Raw genomic sequence first — 18,169 nt, forward strand, 5'->3', positions numbered from 1 at the left:
TCACCTCTCTATAGAAATAGTTTTTATATGAATCCAATATAATTTGCAGCCATCATCAATCCAATTAAAAGTGGAATCCATACAAGCGCAATTATAAATCCTGGCTTCGGCATTTCACTAAGTTTCCAATATCCATATCCATAGGTAGTCATAGTGGTTGGATCTAATGGAATCAAAAATACACATGATGCCGTATATGCCAAAGGTAGTATTAAAAGAATAGGATCTACCCCTGCAGTACCTGATAGTGCAACTATAATTGGTACAGACATGGCCAATACAGCACCAGAAATCGGAACTAAAAGATGAATGAATATACCAAATATAGTGACTACACTGACTAGTGCGAAAATTCCTGCTGAAGCAAAGCCGCTTAAAAATGTATCACTTAACCATTTTGCACTTCCTGTTGTACTTAATATCATGGCAATAGCATTACAAGATCCAACAAGTAATAATGTTTCCCAGCTTATTGATTCTTGAGCTCGATTCCAATCCATGAGTTTTACACCTGGCAAGAAAAGCACTAAAACTGTCAACATGGAAACAAATGCTGTTTCAAGACCTGTTATTGACTGAGTGAACCAAAGAATTAAAGTTATTGAAAATAAAAATGTAAACTTCTTCTCATCAGTTGACATAGGCCCTAATGCAGCTTTTTCTTCTTCTATAGTGTCTAATCCTGACACATATTCCATTTCTGGCTTATATATTTTACTTATAACTACCCATGATATAAATGTTAGTACTATTGCCATAGGTAATCCAATAACTGACCATTGTAAAAAGCTTATATCAATTCCAGCTACACTCTTAAGTAGATTTATAGCTAATATATTAACTCCACTACCTGCTGGTGTTGCTATTCCACCAACTGCTGCCGCAATTGGTATACCTATCATGACGCTTTTCCCAAATACTGATTTTCCTGGTTCGCAATTATTCTTTTGAAGCAAGGTGTAAGCAATACCTCCTATAATAATAGCAGATGGTATATCAGCTAATACGGCAGATATAGCTGAAGTACAACACATAAGACTCAAAAGAACCATTTTGCTCTTTTTACCAAATATTGGTGTTATATATAGTGATATTCTATATCCTAAACCACTATCAACAAATGCTCGAGCTATTACTAAAGCTGATAATATAAAAAATAAGGTAGGTGTTGCAAAGTTTTGCATAACAACTCCTGTTTGTTCTATCTTTAATAGATTAGGTAAAAAGAGCAAGACACATGAAGATATACCTATTGGTATAAATTCTGAAACCCATGATACGGTAGCACATATCATTAAAAGAATTGCCTTCCACCCTTCTATACTTAGACCTTTTGGAGGGGTTATTCTACTGCCTATTACATAAATTGAAATAATTATGATAAACCAAGCCATTTTTTTAATATCCTTTGACTTTTCATTAGTCAATTTTCCACTAGGGGATGCTATATCTGACATAATAATCATTCCTTTCAAATTTAAATCAATATTGCAGCTTATATTTTTATTTAATATACAAGACCTGGCGCCTTGGTCTTATATTTTAAATCTTAAAAATTATTCCTCCTATTTTAAGATTTTAGATTTATTTTCATTGCATCAACAATATGTAAAATTAAAAGTAGATTATCTAAATCTTAGATTAAGTGTATCATGTTACATTCTTTACATTTGCATAAACCACCCTTTTATTTTTTGCAAAATGTTCTGTTAATCTAATTTTTCTTAACATTTGCTAATTGTTTACTTTTGAAGTAAAGAAAATTATAAAAAAGTATCTATAATTCATCTGAATTATAGATACTTTTTTATAATTTAATTGATTGCCATATGAAATTCTTAGCATAAATAAGCATTAGTTTTATAATTTTTTATCAAAACATGGGACATTACATTTTTAACCCCTCTAATTGAATAGAGTTTTTCATACATGAACTCTGATAAGTTTTCTAATTTATCAATATATGCATGAACATGTAATCCCACATTTCCCGTATGCTGTGAAATAATTGCGATGTCTTCTTGTAATATTAGTTTTTGTACAACATTCGTTATTTGATTAGGGTCTATTTCTATATCAAAGAATACAGATACCTCTTTATTAAAAGCCTTGCTATTTATTTGAACAGTAAATCCTAATATTACCTCTTCCTCCTGCATACGAAGAATTCTATCTCTTACTGCTACCCTAGACAAATGGACAAGCTCTGCAATCTTTGAATATGAAGTACGTGCATCTTCTTTTAAAATCTCCAAAATTTTTATATCAATTTCATCTACTTGATACATAGAATGTCTCCTCCTATAAATTTCTTATAACTCAAACAACATTTATGCTTATTTTAACTTATTATACCATGTCTTTTTCTTCATCACAATCAACATGATATTCATATAAAAAGACCTTCAATGAATTAAATTCACTGAAGGTCTTTAATTACCGTTTTACAGCTGTTCTTATCCTTTTTAGCCCATCTGTCAAAACTTCTCTTGGGCAAGCTATATTTAGTCTAAAGAATCCTTCTCCCGACTTTCCAAAGGTTGCACCGTCATTTAATTGGATTTTACCTTTATTAATTAATAACTCATTTATTTCATAGGAGGTTTTTCCTAAAGAATTAAAATCTAACCACATTAAAAATGTTCCATCAGGCTTATATGTCTTTATTTCAGAAATATTTCTATTTATATAATCAACTGCAAAATCTGCATTGTCTTCTATATATTTAAGAGCTTTATCTAACCATTCACCACCATATTTATATGCAGCTTCAAATCCTCTTATGGAAAATCCATTTGTATGGGTTATTGACATATTTTCAATAGTAGCATTATAAAGACTTCTAAGGTTTTCATTAGGTATAATAGCTACGGAAGCAAATAATCCTGCAATATTAAAGGTCTTACTTGGCGCCATAAATGTTATTGTGTTATTGGCAAATTCCTTAGATATAGATGCCAAAGGAATATGTTTATGTCCTTTAAAGGTTAAATCACAATGTATCTCATCGGATACTATTATAATATTATTTTTCATACATAGATTGCCAAATGCTTCTAACTCCTCTTTAGTCCATACTCTGCCTACTGGATTATGAGGATTGCAAATCATGGCTACCTTTACGTCTTTATCTATTTTCTTCTCTAAATCCTCTATATCCATTATATATTTATTATCCCTATATTTAAGAGGATTTTCCACCACTATCCTATTATTATTTTCTACTACTCCGGAGAAAGGAGGATATACTGGGGGCTGTATAATTACCTTATCCCCTTCTTTAGAAAAAGTCTTCACTGAAATACCTAATCCCGGTACTACACCAGGAGTAAATATAATCCATTCCTGTTTAATATCCCAATTATACCTATCCTTTACCCAATTAATTATAGCATCATAAAAAGAATCTGGTCTATAATCATATCCTATAATACCATGGTCAATAGTCTTTTTCATAGAATCTAATATTTCGTCTGCAACTTTAAAATCCATATCTGCTATCCACATAGGCAATACATCATTATCTCCTGACCATTTCATGGAATTGCTATTTCTTCTATCAATTATTCTATCAAAATCATATTTCTGTTTACTCATCTTATGCACCTCACTATTAATCTTTAATTACTTAATACCCTAAAATAATTAAATTTACCATAGTAATTTCTCAACTCTAATTCTATTTATTAAATGTAAGAAGGAGGTGAGAATATGGCAATGGAAACTTTAAAGGAAAAATTAACACTAAAACTTGAGCTTGACGGCGGAATGGTAAATGGAAAACAAAAAACCCATTCTAAAACATTTGCACAAATAAAGACTACAGCCGATGATACAAACTTACACACTGCGGCCAAAGCTATAGCTGATTTACAGGAAAAATCTTTATTAAAAGTGCAAAAGGTAGAAACTACTACCTTAATTAATGAATAGCTAAAAGATAAATAGTTAAATAGAATATAATATTCTATTGAAACTATTGACTGTTATTCATTTATTGTAGGAAAGATAATTCTTTCTTACAAATTATTATCTCACAATCTTAGTGAGACAGGCAAGGCTATAAATATATTATAGAAGGTGGTGATCTAATGGAAAAGACAAAACTAGAAATGGAATTTCTTGATGAATCAAATAAGAAGTTTGTAATCAGCATAGATGAGCCAAAGTCTGATATAACTCCTGAGGAAGTATCTCAAGCTATGGCTACTATAATAGACTGTAATGTATTTAATTCTAAAATGTTAGATTTAGTAAAGGCTAATGATGCTAGAATAATAAGTACAACAGTTAACAAACTAAGCATCTAATCAAAGGGGACAGATCGTCCCCTTTGCTAGTTTTCAAACAATTTTAATATTTTTGTTTTAATTTTTAAATTGTCAGCTGTTAATTATTAATTAAAATAAAGGGTGATGATTAATATGGAAGAAATATATTCTGGTATAGCTAATCTTGGTTTCCCAATAGTTCTATCTATATATTTATTGGTTAGAATAGAGGGAAAACTAAATCAATTATCGGAAAGTATAATCGAATTATCTAAAACCATAGGAGCTCTTAAATAAATCCCTTAAAACAATTGATTCATACAATATTGCAAAGATTTATAACTTTTGATACTATTAAAGTATGGAGTTATTCACTAGAATTAGTGATATAGCTCCATACTTTAATAATATGCCTTTTATTTAGGGGAGGAAAATATGAGTTATATTTGTTATGCAGCTTTTAATGAAGATCTTATTCAACTTGCAGATAGTATTTTCAAAAAAATGGGAAAGGATGTAGATATTCAAATCTACGATCCTCATAATCCACAAAAATTAATTGAAAAGGGGTTTAAGGTAATATTAGCTCGTGGAGGTACTGCCATGAGAATACGAAATTCACTTAATATACCAGTTGTGGAAATCCCTATTCCAATTGAAGATATGATACAAGCTTTGATTAAGGCAAGCAAAATGGGACCAAATATTGGAGTCATAGGCTATGATAATCTATGGAAAGGATTGGAATTAATTAACCCATTACTTAATGTAAATATTAAGCAAGTATTTGTAAAAAACGAAAATGAGATGGAAACAAAGGTTGCTAAACTAAAGGAAGAAAATATTGATGTAATTGTTGGCGGCGCACACCAAACCCGATTGGCAAAAGATCTTAATATGCACTATGTTAGAATAGATTATAGCGAAAAAGCCTTAATTCATGCATATAATGAAGCTGAATTAATATTACAAACAATATTTTTTAATAATAGAAAAAGCGAAGAATTAAATGCAATATTGGAAAATACAAAAGAGGGATATATTGCTATTGATAATAAGGGAATTATTACATTAATGAATAAAACCGCTTCAAAATTAATCCTAGACGATAATAACAGGCAGTTAGAAGGTTCTCCACTATTTGATGTACTGCCAGAATTAAAAGAGTTATTACACACTCTAAAGACAGGTAAAGAAAAACTACAAGAAATAGCTTATTTAAACGGTACAAATATTCTCTATAATATGATTCCCCTAAAACTTGATAATAAAGAAGTTATTGGAGCCATAGCTACTTTTAATGATATAAACACTATTACCACTGGTGAACATAAAATTAGAGATAAAATATTAACTAAAGGTCTATATGCTACTTACACCTTTGAAAACATTAAGGGTAAAAGCAAAGCTATGGAAGATGCAGTAAATATTGCAAAGAGATTTTCAAAAACAGACTCCACAGTGTTGATATTAGGGGAAACAGGAGTTGGAAAAGAGTTATTTGCCCAAAGTATCCACAATCTTAGTCCTAGAAAACATGGACCTTTTGTTGCAGTTAATTGTGCATCCCTGCCAGAGAGTATTTTAGAAAGCGAATTATTTGGATATGAAGCTGGAGCCTTTACTGGAGCTAAAAAAAGTGGAAAAGCCGGTTTATTTGAACTTGCTCATAATGGTACCATATTTTTAGACGAAATATCTGAAATGCCTTTAACTTTGCAAGGAAGATTTTTAAGGGTTTTACAAGAACGAAAAGTAATGAGATTAGGAAGCAATCAAATTATTCCTATAGACGTAAGGATTATATCCGCAACAAATAAAAAAATTAGGGATTTAGTTACAAAAAATAAATTTAGGGAAGATTTATTCTATCGTTTAAATGTATTAACCTTAGCAATACCACCTCTTAGAGAGAGAAAAGAGGATATTTATGAGTTGATTAAAGAATTTTTTATAAAATATTCCATAGATAAAAATGTGAAAATAACCAATGATGCAATTATTGCTTTACAGAAATATAGTTGGCCAGGTAATGTAAGACAATTACAAAACTTCATTGAAAAAATTAGTATTATTAATACATCAGATATAATAGATAGTGAAATCATAAAAAATATGATTGAAAGATATGAACCTGATTGCGAAACAAGAGATGATTTAAAAGATATTAATATTCAATTAGCAGCCATTACTAAAGAAGAAATTGAAGAGGCTCTTCGGCTATCTGATGGAAAAAGAATAGAAGCAGCTAATCTGCTGGGGATCCACAGAACTACATTATGGAGACTTATGAAAAAGTTTAATATTTATGAATAGTTGCAAATAACGTTGCAATCGTTTCTTTAGAAACATTTGCAACGTTATCTTTTTATTCAAATGTATTTTATTTATCAATCATTATTCCTATACAGTCTATAACACTGTAAAACACTATGTTAAAAATTTATACTATAATAACAATTTTTTGGCACAATATTTGCTACATATATTAGTTAAATTATAATCTATATTATATTTATAACAAAGGAGGATATTTATGATTGATTTAAGAAGTGATACTCTAACTCTTCCAACTAAGGAAATGTTAGAAACTATCCTTTCAGCAAAACTAGGTGATGATGGAAGAGTAAATAGTGAAGGAAGAGGAGAAGATTTAGCTGTAAATGAACTTGAAGACTTAGCTGCCCAATTAACTGGAATGGATGAAGGAGTTCTTTTCTCCTCTGGTACTTTAGGAAATACTACTGCTATTTTGGCACATTGTAATCCAGGAGATAAGGTTTTAGTTGAAGAAATACAGCATATTTACAAAAGTGAAAAGATTGTTTTCGATAAAGATTTTGGACAATTAATTCCTGTTTTTTACAAACTAAATGATAAAAAGGTACCAGACATTGATGACCTTAGGGAGCTATTAAGTAAAAACGATATTAAACTTATATGTATTGAAAATACTCATAATTTCTCTGGTGGAACGTGTATTGGCATCGATGATTTAAAAAAGATATATGACTTAGCCAAAGAATTTAATGTTCATGTTCATATGGATGGAGCGAGATTATTTAATGCAGCAACAAGTTTAGGAGTAGAAGCAAAGGATATCTGTAAATATGTTGACTCTGTTATGTTCTGTATCTCCAAAGGTTTAGGTGCTCCTATAGGTTCTTTAGTATGTAGCAATAAGGACTTTATTAAGGAAGTAAGAAAGAAGAGAAAACTATTAGGCGGTAATATGAGACAAGCTGGAATAATTGCTGCCCCTGGAATATATGCCCTTAAACACAATATTCCATTATTAAAACTAGATATGGAAAATGCAAAATACGTTGCTGAAAATCTTCAAGATTTAAAGAAAACTGTAATCGAAGATAATGTACAATCCAATATTGTTATGTTAGATATTCGTAATACAGGATTAACTGGGGAAGAATATTGTAACTTAGCAAAAGAAAAGGGATTATTGATACGTCCTGTGTTAGAAAACAAAGTACGTTTGGTTTTCCATAATGGTATTAATCATGAAGATGCCATTGCTTCTGTAAAAATTATTAAAGATATTGATGCTTCTCTATAGAGTTAATTTATTTCATACGTTAACTTAAAAACTATAATACAAGAAAGGTTGTGTGTTTATGAAAATCGGCGGAAAGAAAATTGGTTTAACTACACAGGTTTTTATTGCTATGGTTTTAGGAGCCATCTTTGGACTTCTTATAGGAGAACCTATGACCAAAGTAGGCTTCGTTGGTGATATATGGCTGAACATGATTAAAATGATTGTTGTGCCAATGGTACTAGTCACAATAATCACAGGAATTACTTCACAAAAGGATACTAAATCCTTAGGACGTATTAGTGTAAGAATTATGTCTTATTATCTTATTTCTACTTTAATTGCAACAGCAATAGGTATAGCAGTTGCATTCATTATTAAACCAGGAACTATTGCTAATTTTACTGGATTAGCCTCAAAGGAAATCACTGGTGGAACCGATATCACTATTTCAGAATTTTTTACAGGCATGTTCTCTTCTAATATGTTTGCAACCTTTGCAAATGGTAATATCTTACAAACTTTAATTATTGCAATTTTACTAGGTGTTGCAATTTTAAGGATAAAAAATGAAAACCTTAAAGCAACTGTAATTAATGGATTTAATGCTCTTAGTGAAATGGTATTTTCTCTTATTGGTATGATTATGATTGCATCTCCTATTGGTATATTTTTCTTAATGGCAGATTCCTTTGCTAAATATGGTGCAGGTATATTTACTAGTATGGCAACATTAGCAGGCACTTATTATCTAGCATGTATTCTTCACGCAATTATAGTTTATGGTGGTACACTTTGGATTACTTCAGGAATCAATCCAATTAAATTCTTAAAGGATAGTGCTGAGCTTTGGATCTATACAATTGCAACATGTAGTAGTATAGCTTCAATTCCTGTAAATATTAAGGTAGCTAAGGAAAAGTTTGATGTTCCTGAAAGCATTTCTGGTTTTACTATACCATTAGGTTCTCAAATGAACTATGATGGAAGTGTTCTATTATACGGCGTAGTTATTGTATTTATTAGCCAAGTAGTTGGGACACCTCTTGATATAGGAACTATGCTGAAAGTTATTTTCCTATCAGCAATCTTCTCAACTGGAGGGGGAGGAATCCCAGGAAGTGGTATTGTTAAGCTTTTAGTCATGGTAGAAGCATTTGGACTACCAACAGAAATCGTAGGCATTATTGCAGCATTCTATAGATTATTTGATATGGGAACTACAACTACTAACTGTTTAGGAGATTTAGCCGGAACTATATTTGTAGATAGATTAGAAAAAAAGACTATGAAAAAAATTGGTTAATAATGTATTTATAATATAAACTTAAGAAAATTTCATAAATTGTTTTAATTGCATATATACCGAAAAAAATTAAGGCTGGATAAATTGAATTTATCCAGCCTTAAATCTTTCTTTATTTTATCTTTACATATCCCTTTGAATCAAACTCAAAATAATCATTGCTAATATATCCATATATATCAGCCTTACTGAATTCGTATATAATCTTACTATATACCTTTTCTAGGAACTTTTCTTGATTTTTATAGTTTTTCCAGTCAGAGCTATCTACATCAATATTTACTCTAATATTTTTTTCGCTTCCTTTTAAGGTAAAATCAAAATATATACCATCATATTTATAAAATTCATCATTTAGATAATCTTCCATATCATCTAAATCTTTAATCTTACCACTAGACTTGTAATCATTGTCTATTGTTAATTTTCCCTTTGAATTAATTTCAAACTCTACATCTTTCTTTCCTGAATATTCATTTTCAATATATCCAGATATATCTGCATTTTTAAATTCATCTAAAATATCATCAACTATATCTTGAAGATAGTATTTAATCTCTGATGATGATAATGAACTCCATCTTGAATCATCCTTCTTATTTACGTAAATCTTTACCTTTACGTTCTTTGTACTTCCTGATAATCTAATATCGAAGTTAACTTTTTCATATACATCATATTCTTTATTTAAGTATTTTTCCATATCAGATAAAGTTGAAATTTTACCTTTCTTACTTCCTGAAGTTTCTTCTTCTAGTTCCTTTATCCTTGCCTCTAATTTAAGGATTTGATTCTGTTTCTCATTTAATTGAATCAATGTATAGTTATAACCTTCATCATATCTATCATTGATATCAATTCTACGAGTCTGTTGGTCCCAACCAATTTCTTTGTTAAGTACATTTCCTAACGCTCTTACAGGTACATAAGTCGTGCTATTGATGATTAAAGGTTTAGTATCTAAATATACTTGTTGTCCATTGCTAAAAATCTTAATATCTGCAAACACTCCCTTTAACGTAGCATATGTATCAGCTGCAAATGCTGTAGATACTAAAAATGAACTAAGTATGACTATAGTTGCAATAAATAGCACCTGCTTCTTGCCAATTTTTTTCTTCATTCTACTCCCTCCTATTTTTTATTTAACTCTTTTTTTCCTTTAATTATATTGTAATATACCTATGCCCATTTGTCAAAAAGTACCACCTAGATAGGAATACTGTCCTATATATTAAAGCTTAATTTCTGAAACCAGATCTTCCAATCTATTAGATACAGATTTATTACATTCCATTATGGAATTAATATGATTTATTGCCTCAACCATATTCATATTCTTTTCTGCAATATTAGTAGTTGCTGAAGTTGATTCCTCCAATGTAATAGACATCTCATTTATAGAATTGGATATTTCATTTACTGTAGCTGATAGCTCTTCTGACGTGGCACTAAGGTCAGATATTATATTATTTAAGAAATGTCCATCATCTTTATAGTTATTAACTGCTTCAACAATTAACTCATAATCTTTTATTACATCCTTATCTAAAAACTCCATTACTTGAGACACTTTGTCTATTAGTTGCTTCACTGATTTAGTTATAATATCTGTTACAGCTTGTATTTCTCCAACTGTTGCATTGGAATTATCGGCTAATTTCCTTATTTCCTCTGCTACTACTGCAAAACCTCTGCCGGATTCTCCAGCTCTTGCTGCCTCTATGGCTGCATTTAAAGACAATAAAGACGTTTGTTCAGATATTTCCAATATGGCATTTGATAATATATTAATTTTTTCTACTTCTTTTGAAGCTTCTATAGCTTTTCTTATTTCTTCTTTTGCTTCATCATACATATTCATAGACATATTTCTAGCATTTATAAGTTGATTACTTAATTTATCTGCCTTATTGCTAATTTCAGATGATGTATTTGAGCCTTCACTAGTTTTCTCAGCAAAATCCGATATGGCCTTGTCTATCTCTGATGCAGATTCATTAATTGCTAAACTAGCAGCCAATGTTTCCTCCATTCCAGCAGATAATTCTTCTGTAGTGGCTGAGTTTTCTTCTGCTTGTCCTACTAAAAAATTCAGCTTATCCAGTGTATCTGTATATATTTGATGATTTGTAGCCACAGAGGAATTCATCTCTTTTGCAAAATGCCTTAACTTTTCAATAATCAATTGGAAAGAATTATACATAGCTCCTATTTCATCTTTTCTCTTTAGCTTATTTTCATCAATAGCCATAGATAAATTTAAATTACTAATATCTTCTGCAATTTTCACAGACTCTATAATAGGTTTAGATATAGTACCTACTACATAATTCGATAATATCAGTGAAATTAAAATTATAGCAATTGCAGCTGCTATTGTATATTTTATAACAATATTAACAGCATCCATGATTCTATAACTGGATAAAGCTACACCTACTGTCCAATCTGATTCAGGTATATTAGCAAAAAAGAACATTCTGTCCTCATTATCATAGTCTCGTATTGTTCTATCTCTCATACTTAACTCTTTGCCAATTATGGATTCTATTTTGCCATCTAATATCTCACCTATATTAGTTAATTTTTCCTCTGAGGGATTAAATTCTTCATTGGAATGCATAATTATATTACCTTTATTATCTAATAAAAATGCATAATCCCCTTCTTCTAAATCCATATTTGATATTAAATTTAATATGTAATCTATAGTAATATCTGAAGCCATTACCCCTTCTTTTCCATCTTTAGTCTTAAATTCCTTTGATATGGTAATCACCATATTACCCATATCCACATCTAAATAAGGCTCAGTTATGTAAATACCGTCAGTCCCTTTAGCTCCAATATACCAATCTCTAGCAGTAGTATCGTAATTACTATCTGGTATCCAGCCTGACCCTGCTATTAAACTTTTATCTGGAAACCCTACATAATATTCATTGCCCTCATTCATATGATTCTTTTCAACAAAATAATTGTGTACCCAATCATAATCATAATTATCGCTGTAAATAAGTCCCTGTAGAACCTCTTCTAATGAATCCTTTTGCAGAGCCATCCATTTATCCGAGTCCTTAGCTATACTTACGGTTTCATGCTGCATATTTTTGTCTATTTCTTTTTCTAATTTTTGGATAGATATTATGTAGTTGATAACTGATATTGATAGGATAGATACAAGACAAATTAATAATGAAGATAAGACAATTTTTCCTTTCAACTTCATATGAATTCACCCCTTAGCTATTTTGATATAATTATATCCCACAGGGCAGTATTTGTCCATAAAGAAAGAAATAGGGGCAGCCCCTATTCTTCTAAACTAATTCTTTAAATAAATTACTAACACTAGGATATATCATCCTAAATTTATTATATTTTTCATCATATAATAAAACCCGCTCTTTATTTGGCTCAATCCTATCAGTAACCTTTATAAAGGCATTACAAGCTTCATCTACAGAATCAAATAATCCATATCCTACAGTAGCTAAAATTGCAGCTCCATATGCTGGCCCATTATCTGAATTCACTTTATTAACTCTTATATTTAAAACATCCGCCATGATTTGACACCATAGATTGGATTTTGCTCCTCCTCCATTAATGGTAATTTCAGAAATATTCATTCCCATATCTTTCATGATTTCAAAGGTATCACGAAGAGAAAATGCTACACCTTCCAGAATAGCTCTAGTCATCTCTTTTCTTTCTGTTACCATATTCATACCTATAAAAGTTCCCCTAGCATTTGGATCATTGTGAGGAGTTCTCTCTCCTATTAAATAAGGTAGGAAGAAAATATGATTATCTATCTCTGCATTTTTTGCTTCTTCTAATAAACTATCAAAATTTAATTTGCTTATATTCTCAACCCACCATTTTAAAGAAGCTGCTGCTGCTAAAGTAACTCCCATAATATGATATTTACCATTGGCATTACAAAATGAATGAAGCCTTTTATTATCATCTATTATAAATTTAGATGAATTGGCAAAGACCACCCCAGATGTGCCTAAGGATACTGAGCATGTATTTTCCCCAACTACACCGCCGCCAACTGCTGCAACTGCTTGATCCCCGCCGCCAATTACAATCTTTACATCATTTGATAGACCTAATCTTTTAGCAATATCTTCTTTTATATTTCCAATAACTTCAAAGGATTCATAAAGCTTAGGCAATTGTTCAATTGATATACCGAGGATATTTAACATATCCTTAGACCACTGTCTATTCTTTACATCTAAATATAATGTTCCAGATGCATCAGACATATCAGTTGCAAATTCACCACTTAATTTATATGCCAAATAATCCTTTGGCATCATAATCTTCTTAATCATATTAAAATTCTCTAATTCATTTTCTCTCAACCACAGTATCTTAGGTGCAGTAAAACCTGTTAGTGCAACATTACCAGTCCAATTTGCGATTTTATTTATACCAATTTCATCATTTAAATAAGAACATTCTTTTTCAGTTCTCTGGTCATTCCAAAGTATAGCTGGTCTAATGACTTCATCCTTCTCATCAAGTATAACTAAACCATGCATTTGTCCACTTAATGCTATTGATTTTACTTCTTCTCTGTCAATCCCATTAAATAATTCATCTAATCCATCTAATGTCTGATTCCACCAATCTTCTGGATCTTGCTCAGACCACATTGGTTCAGGGAAATAAATAGGGTATTTTCTAGTAACAGTTTTTATAATTTCACCTGATTCATCTATGGCAAGAATTTTTACTGACGTAGTTCCAACATCAATTCCAATAAAGTACATCTATATCCCTTCTCTCAATATATCTATTTAAAATAATTATTCAAAGTTTCTATGATTATGTGCCATTTTCTCAAAAGTATTATTACCACTATCTACAAGAGCCATAATAATCATATCAAATAGTATAAATAAGGATTGCTCAAATAGATTTCCCATAGGTTGAATAGATGGCACCACATTATCCTTGCCTTTATATACACTTGCAGGTACCCATAGAACAAAATCCGCTAAATCTGCTGTCTTTCTATCAGGCACTCCTGTAACAAGGGCAATCTTAGCTCCAACTTTCTTAACCTCATTTACTACGTAATGAATATGACCTATTTCTCCAGAACCAGATGTAAAGATAAAAAGATCATCTTCATGAACAGCAGGAGTAGTATCATCCCAGCACCAATGTACTTCTTTGCCATAATGCATTAATCTCATGGCAAAACCACGAGTTGCAAGACCCTCTCTGCCTACTCCCATTAAAAATATTCTCTGGGAGCTATTAATCATGTCCATTAAGGTTTCCACATCATTATAATTTACTCTTTCAAAGACTTCGTCAAGTTCTCCTAAAATGGTTTTATAAACTTGCTCAAACTTCATACTTATATCCCCCTATTTAATTATTTTTTATTTTCTTTGATAATTTAAATATTTTTCCATTATCAATTAAGAAATTCATAATCATTACAAATAATAATAGTACTCCCCATATAAGTTTTTTAGCATATGGAGTGAATTGGAATATTGTAAATGCACTTTGAAGAAATTGTAATACTACTATTCCCAATGCAACACCAAATAAATTTCCTCTGCCTCCATCTGGGTCAATTCCTCCTAATACTGCTACTAAAATTGTTTGAAGTTGATAGGTATCTCCAAATCCCATTCTAGCGGAGTTAACCCTAGAAATAATAATCAAAGAAGATATCCCTACTAAAAATCCAATCATACCATAGGTTTTTATTAAAACCTTTTCAGAATTAATACCAGAAAACCTTAAAGCTACTGAGTTTTGTCCGACCATATATATTTGTTTTCCAAACTTCGTTTTTGATAGTATAAAAGAAACCACAATAAATGTAATCACTAATAAAAGAAATATATAAGGTATATCAAATAATGTTTTTGAACTAAATTTAGAAAAGCCTTTAACTCCCACTCTAACACTTTCACCATTAGTTAAAGCCATACCTATTCCAGTGTAAAATATCATAGTACCTAAAGTAGCTAATATTGGCGGAATAGATAGTTTTGATATCAATATCCCATTAAATAATCCGCATAATGTGGAACATAACAACGCTGCAAATACTGCAATTAATATTGTAACTCCACTGTTCATAGTCTCTATATTAAAAAACTTTCCTGATAGTACAAATGCTGCCATGATTCCAGAAAGTCCTGCATTGGCTACTATAGATAAATCAATTCCGCCAGTTAGCATGGCTAATGACATAGCAATGGCTAAAAACCCAAACTCACTGATTTGAAAAGCCATGGATTGAAAGTTATTTATAGAAAAGAATCTTCCTCCTAACATACCCCCAAGGAATAAGACAACTATAGTGAAGACTCCTAATAATACAAAGATATTTGTATCCTTTCTAAGAATATCACTGACTGATTTCAAATTAATCACCTCTCATATAATCATTTAGTAAATATCAATTGTTCTTTATTATTCTTGCGTTCTTGATATGATATTATGGAAACACTAGCTATAAGGATTATTCCAATAAATAAATCATTCAGCGAAGTCGACAAGCCTAAAAAGACAAGAGTAGATTTAAAAATTTGAATAATTGATACCCCTAAAACTGCACCTAAGATAGTGCCTTCACCACCTGTTAATCGTATTCCGCCAATAACAACTGCAGCTATAACCATCAATTCGGTTCCAACTAAAGACACAGGATTAATTAAATCTATTTCAGAAAAATAGACTATCCCCATAATACCTGATAGTAAGCCCATATAGGTATATACAAAAATCTTAGTTTTAAATATATTTATTCCTGCCCTAAGAGCAGATTCTTCTGAATTACCAATTGCAAAAATACTTCGTCCAAGCATAGTCCTATATAGAATAAACCAAGTAACAATAAGGATTACTAAGGCTATGACAAAAAATAATGGAACTCCATAAGACGAGGATCCATTGGTAATTGTAAATAATCGTGCATTTCCAAATCTAAATAAAGATTGAGGCTTATCTGCAACTGAAATACTGCTTGTCCCTATAAATGTAGTCATAAACCCATAAAAAGCACTAGATGTTCCTAATGTAACAATAAATGTAGATAATTTAAAAAAGTGGATTATTAAAGCATTTATAGCACCTAAAATACATCCGATAAGAGCTGATAGTAATAAAGCAAAGTAAATATTGTCTATGCCAAAAGTAATCATCAATCTTATAGATGAATATCCACTTACTACAGCAATAGCAGTAAAAGAAACATCAATTCCTCCTGATATAAGAACTACTAAAACTCCAGCAGCCAATATTAATGTGCCAGATGATGTCCTAAGTAAGTCAAATAACGTATTCATAGACAAGAAGTTTTTACTTACCATACTAACAATTATTATATATACTGCTAATATGCTTATTAAATATTTTTCCATTTGTTTTAATTTTCTAAACCTTCTGTTAGAAATGGTTGTTCCTGCATTATTATTACTTTGCTTCATTTTCTACCCTCCCTAACGGATTGTTGATAATTTGAAAAATTTTATCTTGGATATTCTCATTATCAAGTTCATTCTCATCTAAATATTCTATTATTTTACCTTCATGCATTATTATTACTTTATTACAATTTGCCAATACTTCCTCTATCTCATCTGAAATAAGTATAATTCCCATTCCCTTATTGGCATGTTCTTGAATTTTATTATATATTTCAGATTTTGAACCTATGTCAACCCCTACAGTAGGTGTATCTAATATGAAAATCTTAGGATTAGTCACCATCCATTTTCCAATAGCTACTTTCTGCTGGTTTCCACCAGATAATTTTTTTACATGGAGTTCTATATCTTTATTATTTACATTCATATTATTTACCACTTCAGTGGAGATTATTTTCTGTTTACTTGTATCTATTATTCCAAAACCATTTTTGATTTTGTCTAATATTGTAGCCGTTATATTGGTTTTAGTACTACTTTCCAAAAATAACCCTTGTGTCAATCTATCTTCAGGTAAAAGAGCAATTCCATGCTCAATTGCTGTAGTTGGAGAATCTATCTCAACAGCGTTATTATCAATTAAAATCTCTCCACTATCAGGAGGATTTAATCCAAATAAAGATAAAGCCATTTCTGTTCTTCCAGAACCTAATAAGCCTGTAATACCTAAAATATCGCCTTTCTCAATATCAAAACTTATGTCTTCAAACATTCCCTTTTTAGTAAGATTCTTTACTTCTAAAATTTTATTCTTCTCTGATCCTATTTTTTTATATCTAGTATATCCAACTTCTTTTCCTGTCATATAATAGGATAAACTCTTTGGATCTAACTCTTTGGCAGTAAAATCCCCTACCTTTTCACCATCTCTGATTACAGTTATATTATCGGATATTTCAAAAATTTCATTCAACTTATGACTTATAAAAATAACAGAGATACCTTTTTGTTTTAATCCCAAGACAATAGACAACAATCTGTCTACCTCTTTTTTAGTCAATGCCGTAGTAGGTTCATCCATAAATAAAACCTTTGCATCTAAGCTTAATGCTCTACAAATAGCTACTAATTGCCTATTAGCAATGGATAAATTTCTAATGGGAGTATCTAAATCTAAGGAGACGCCTATTTTATCCAACTGCTCTTGGGCAATTCTATATATATCATTCCAGTCCATAAATGTATTCTTGCTATAAATCATTTTATTCATGGCAATATTTTCTGCAATATTCATATGCAGAAATAAAGATAAATCCTGATAAATAACTTGAACACCTTCCTCTATGGCTGTTATTGGCGTTAAACGGCTATAACTTTTACCTTCAATATTTATCTCTCCTTCATCAGGTGTATAAACACCAGATAGGATTTTTACAAGGGTTGATTTTCCACAGCCATTTTCACCGGCAAGGCATTTAATATTACCTTTTTCAATTTCTATATCAATATTCTTAAGAGCATGAACTCCATCAAAACTCTTGGAAATATTATTTGCTGATAACAATATGTTTCCCATTAATTTCTCTCCTATCTTATTGATAATAAAGACAAAGGAATG

Annotated in this window: 16 protein-coding genes; 6 read left to right on the forward strand and 10 right to left on the reverse strand. The window is 30.6% G+C overall.

Translation table 11 applies throughout. The features are described 5' to 3' along the window. Positions 1 to 23 precede the first annotated feature (23 nt). The 3 genes from ABWP20_RS11640 to ABWP20_RS11650 all read right to left on the reverse strand — a co-directional run bounded on the left by ABWP20_RS11640 (position 24) and on the right by ABWP20_RS11650 (position 3,597). Entirely contained in the window at positions 24 to 1,457 is a 1,434-nt protein-coding gene (locus tag ABWP20_RS11640) for an SLC13 family permease (protein WP_353095979.1), read from the reverse strand. Positions 1,458 to 1,838: 381 nt separating this feature from the next. After that, the gene (locus tag ABWP20_RS11645; protein WP_353095980.1) at positions 1,839 to 2,288 is read right to left on the reverse strand and encodes an Lrp/AsnC family transcriptional regulator; all 450 of its coding nucleotides are present in this window, start codon (positions 2,286 to 2,288) and stop codon (positions 1,839 to 1,841) included. A gap of 148 nt (positions 2,289 to 2,436) precedes the next feature. Next, entirely contained in the window at positions 2,437 to 3,597 is a 1,161-nt protein-coding gene (locus ABWP20_RS11650; protein ID WP_353095981.1) for a MalY/PatB family protein, read from the reverse strand. A 114-nt stretch (positions 3,598 to 3,711) separates the two neighbouring features. On the opposite strand from ABWP20_RS11650, the gene ABWP20_RS11655 reads away from it, so the two are divergent. The 6 genes from ABWP20_RS11655 to ABWP20_RS11680 all read left to right on the forward strand — a co-directional run bounded on the left by ABWP20_RS11655 (position 3,712) and on the right by ABWP20_RS11680 (position 9,130). Further along, positions 3,712 to 3,933 carry a DUF1659 domain-containing protein gene (locus tag ABWP20_RS11655; protein WP_353095982.1) on the forward strand — a complete coding sequence of 74 codons (222 nt, stop codon included), beginning with the start codon at positions 3,712 to 3,714 and terminating at the stop codon, positions 3,931 to 3,933. Positions 3,934 to 4,091: 158 nt separating this feature from the next. Then, the gene (locus ABWP20_RS11660; protein WP_353095983.1) at positions 4,092 to 4,310 is read left to right on the forward strand and encodes a DUF2922 domain-containing protein; all 219 of its coding nucleotides are present in this window, start codon (positions 4,092 to 4,094) and stop codon (positions 4,308 to 4,310) included. A gap of 114 nt (positions 4,311 to 4,424) precedes the next feature. Further along, positions 4,425 to 4,568, forward strand: a complete 144-nt coding sequence (locus tag ABWP20_RS11665) for a YvrJ family protein (RefSeq protein WP_353095984.1) — start codon at positions 4,425 to 4,427, stop codon at positions 4,566 to 4,568. 138 nt (positions 4,569 to 4,706) lie between these two features. Further along, the gene (locus ABWP20_RS11670) at positions 4,707 to 6,587 is read left to right on the forward strand and encodes a sigma 54-interacting transcriptional regulator (RefSeq protein WP_353095985.1); all 1,881 of its coding nucleotides are present in this window, start codon (positions 4,707 to 4,709) and stop codon (positions 6,585 to 6,587) included. A 220-nt stretch (positions 6,588 to 6,807) separates the two neighbouring features. After that, a complete protein-coding gene (locus tag ABWP20_RS11675) occupies positions 6,808 to 7,845 on the forward strand; it encodes a threonine aldolase family protein (protein WP_353095986.1) in 1,038 nt (345 codons plus the stop codon). Positions 7,846 to 7,903: 58 nt separating this feature from the next. After that, a complete protein-coding gene (locus tag ABWP20_RS11680; protein WP_353095987.1) occupies positions 7,904 to 9,130 on the forward strand; it encodes a dicarboxylate/amino acid:cation symporter in 1,227 nt (408 codons plus the stop codon). 112 nt (positions 9,131 to 9,242) lie between these two features. On the opposite strand, the gene ABWP20_RS11685 is transcribed toward ABWP20_RS11680, so the two are convergent. From ABWP20_RS11685 to ABWP20_RS11715, 7 genes are all read right to left on the reverse strand, one after another. Continuing rightward, the gene (locus ABWP20_RS11685; protein ID WP_353095988.1) at positions 9,243 to 10,253 is read right to left on the reverse strand and encodes a stalk domain-containing protein; all 1,011 of its coding nucleotides are present in this window, start codon (positions 10,251 to 10,253) and stop codon (positions 9,243 to 9,245) included. Between the two features lie 111 nt (positions 10,254 to 10,364). Further along, the gene (locus tag ABWP20_RS11690; RefSeq protein WP_353095989.1) at positions 10,365 to 12,362 is read right to left on the reverse strand and encodes a methyl-accepting chemotaxis protein; all 1,998 of its coding nucleotides are present in this window, start codon (positions 12,360 to 12,362) and stop codon (positions 10,365 to 10,367) included. 91 nt (positions 12,363 to 12,453) lie between these two features. Continuing rightward, positions 12,454 to 13,923: a xylulokinase gene (gene xylB / locus ABWP20_RS11695; RefSeq protein ID WP_353095990.1), complete on the reverse strand. Its 1,470-nt coding sequence runs from the start codon at positions 13,921 to 13,923 to the stop codon at positions 12,454 to 12,456. Positions 13,924 to 13,959: 36 nt separating this feature from the next. Further along, positions 13,960 to 14,517: a 6-phospho-3-hexuloisomerase gene (gene hxlB / locus ABWP20_RS11700; RefSeq protein ID WP_353095991.1), complete on the reverse strand. Its 558-nt coding sequence runs from the start codon at positions 14,515 to 14,517 to the stop codon at positions 13,960 to 13,962. A 16-nt stretch (positions 14,518 to 14,533) separates the two neighbouring features. Further along, a complete protein-coding gene (locus ABWP20_RS11705) occupies positions 14,534 to 15,547 on the reverse strand; it encodes an ABC transporter permease (protein WP_353095992.1) in 1,014 nt (337 codons plus the stop codon). Positions 15,548 to 15,567: 20 nt separating this feature from the next. Then, positions 15,568 to 16,611, reverse strand: a complete 1,044-nt coding sequence (locus ABWP20_RS11710; RefSeq protein ID WP_353095993.1) for an ABC transporter permease — start codon at positions 16,609 to 16,611, stop codon at positions 15,568 to 15,570. Then, complete coding sequence (locus ABWP20_RS11715; protein WP_353095994.1) at positions 16,598 to 18,127, reverse strand: sugar ABC transporter ATP-binding protein; 1,530 nt, start codon at positions 18,125 to 18,127, stop codon at positions 16,598 to 16,600. Before ABWP20_RS11715 ends, ABWP20_RS11710 begins: the two co-directional genes overlap by 14 nt. Positions 18,128 to 18,169 lie beyond the last annotated feature (42 nt).

Source organism: Tissierella praeacuta (genome assembly GCF_040396155.1).
Classification (GTDB): domain Bacteria; phylum Bacillota; class Clostridia; order Tissierellales; family Tissierellaceae; genus Tissierella; species Tissierella praeacuta_A.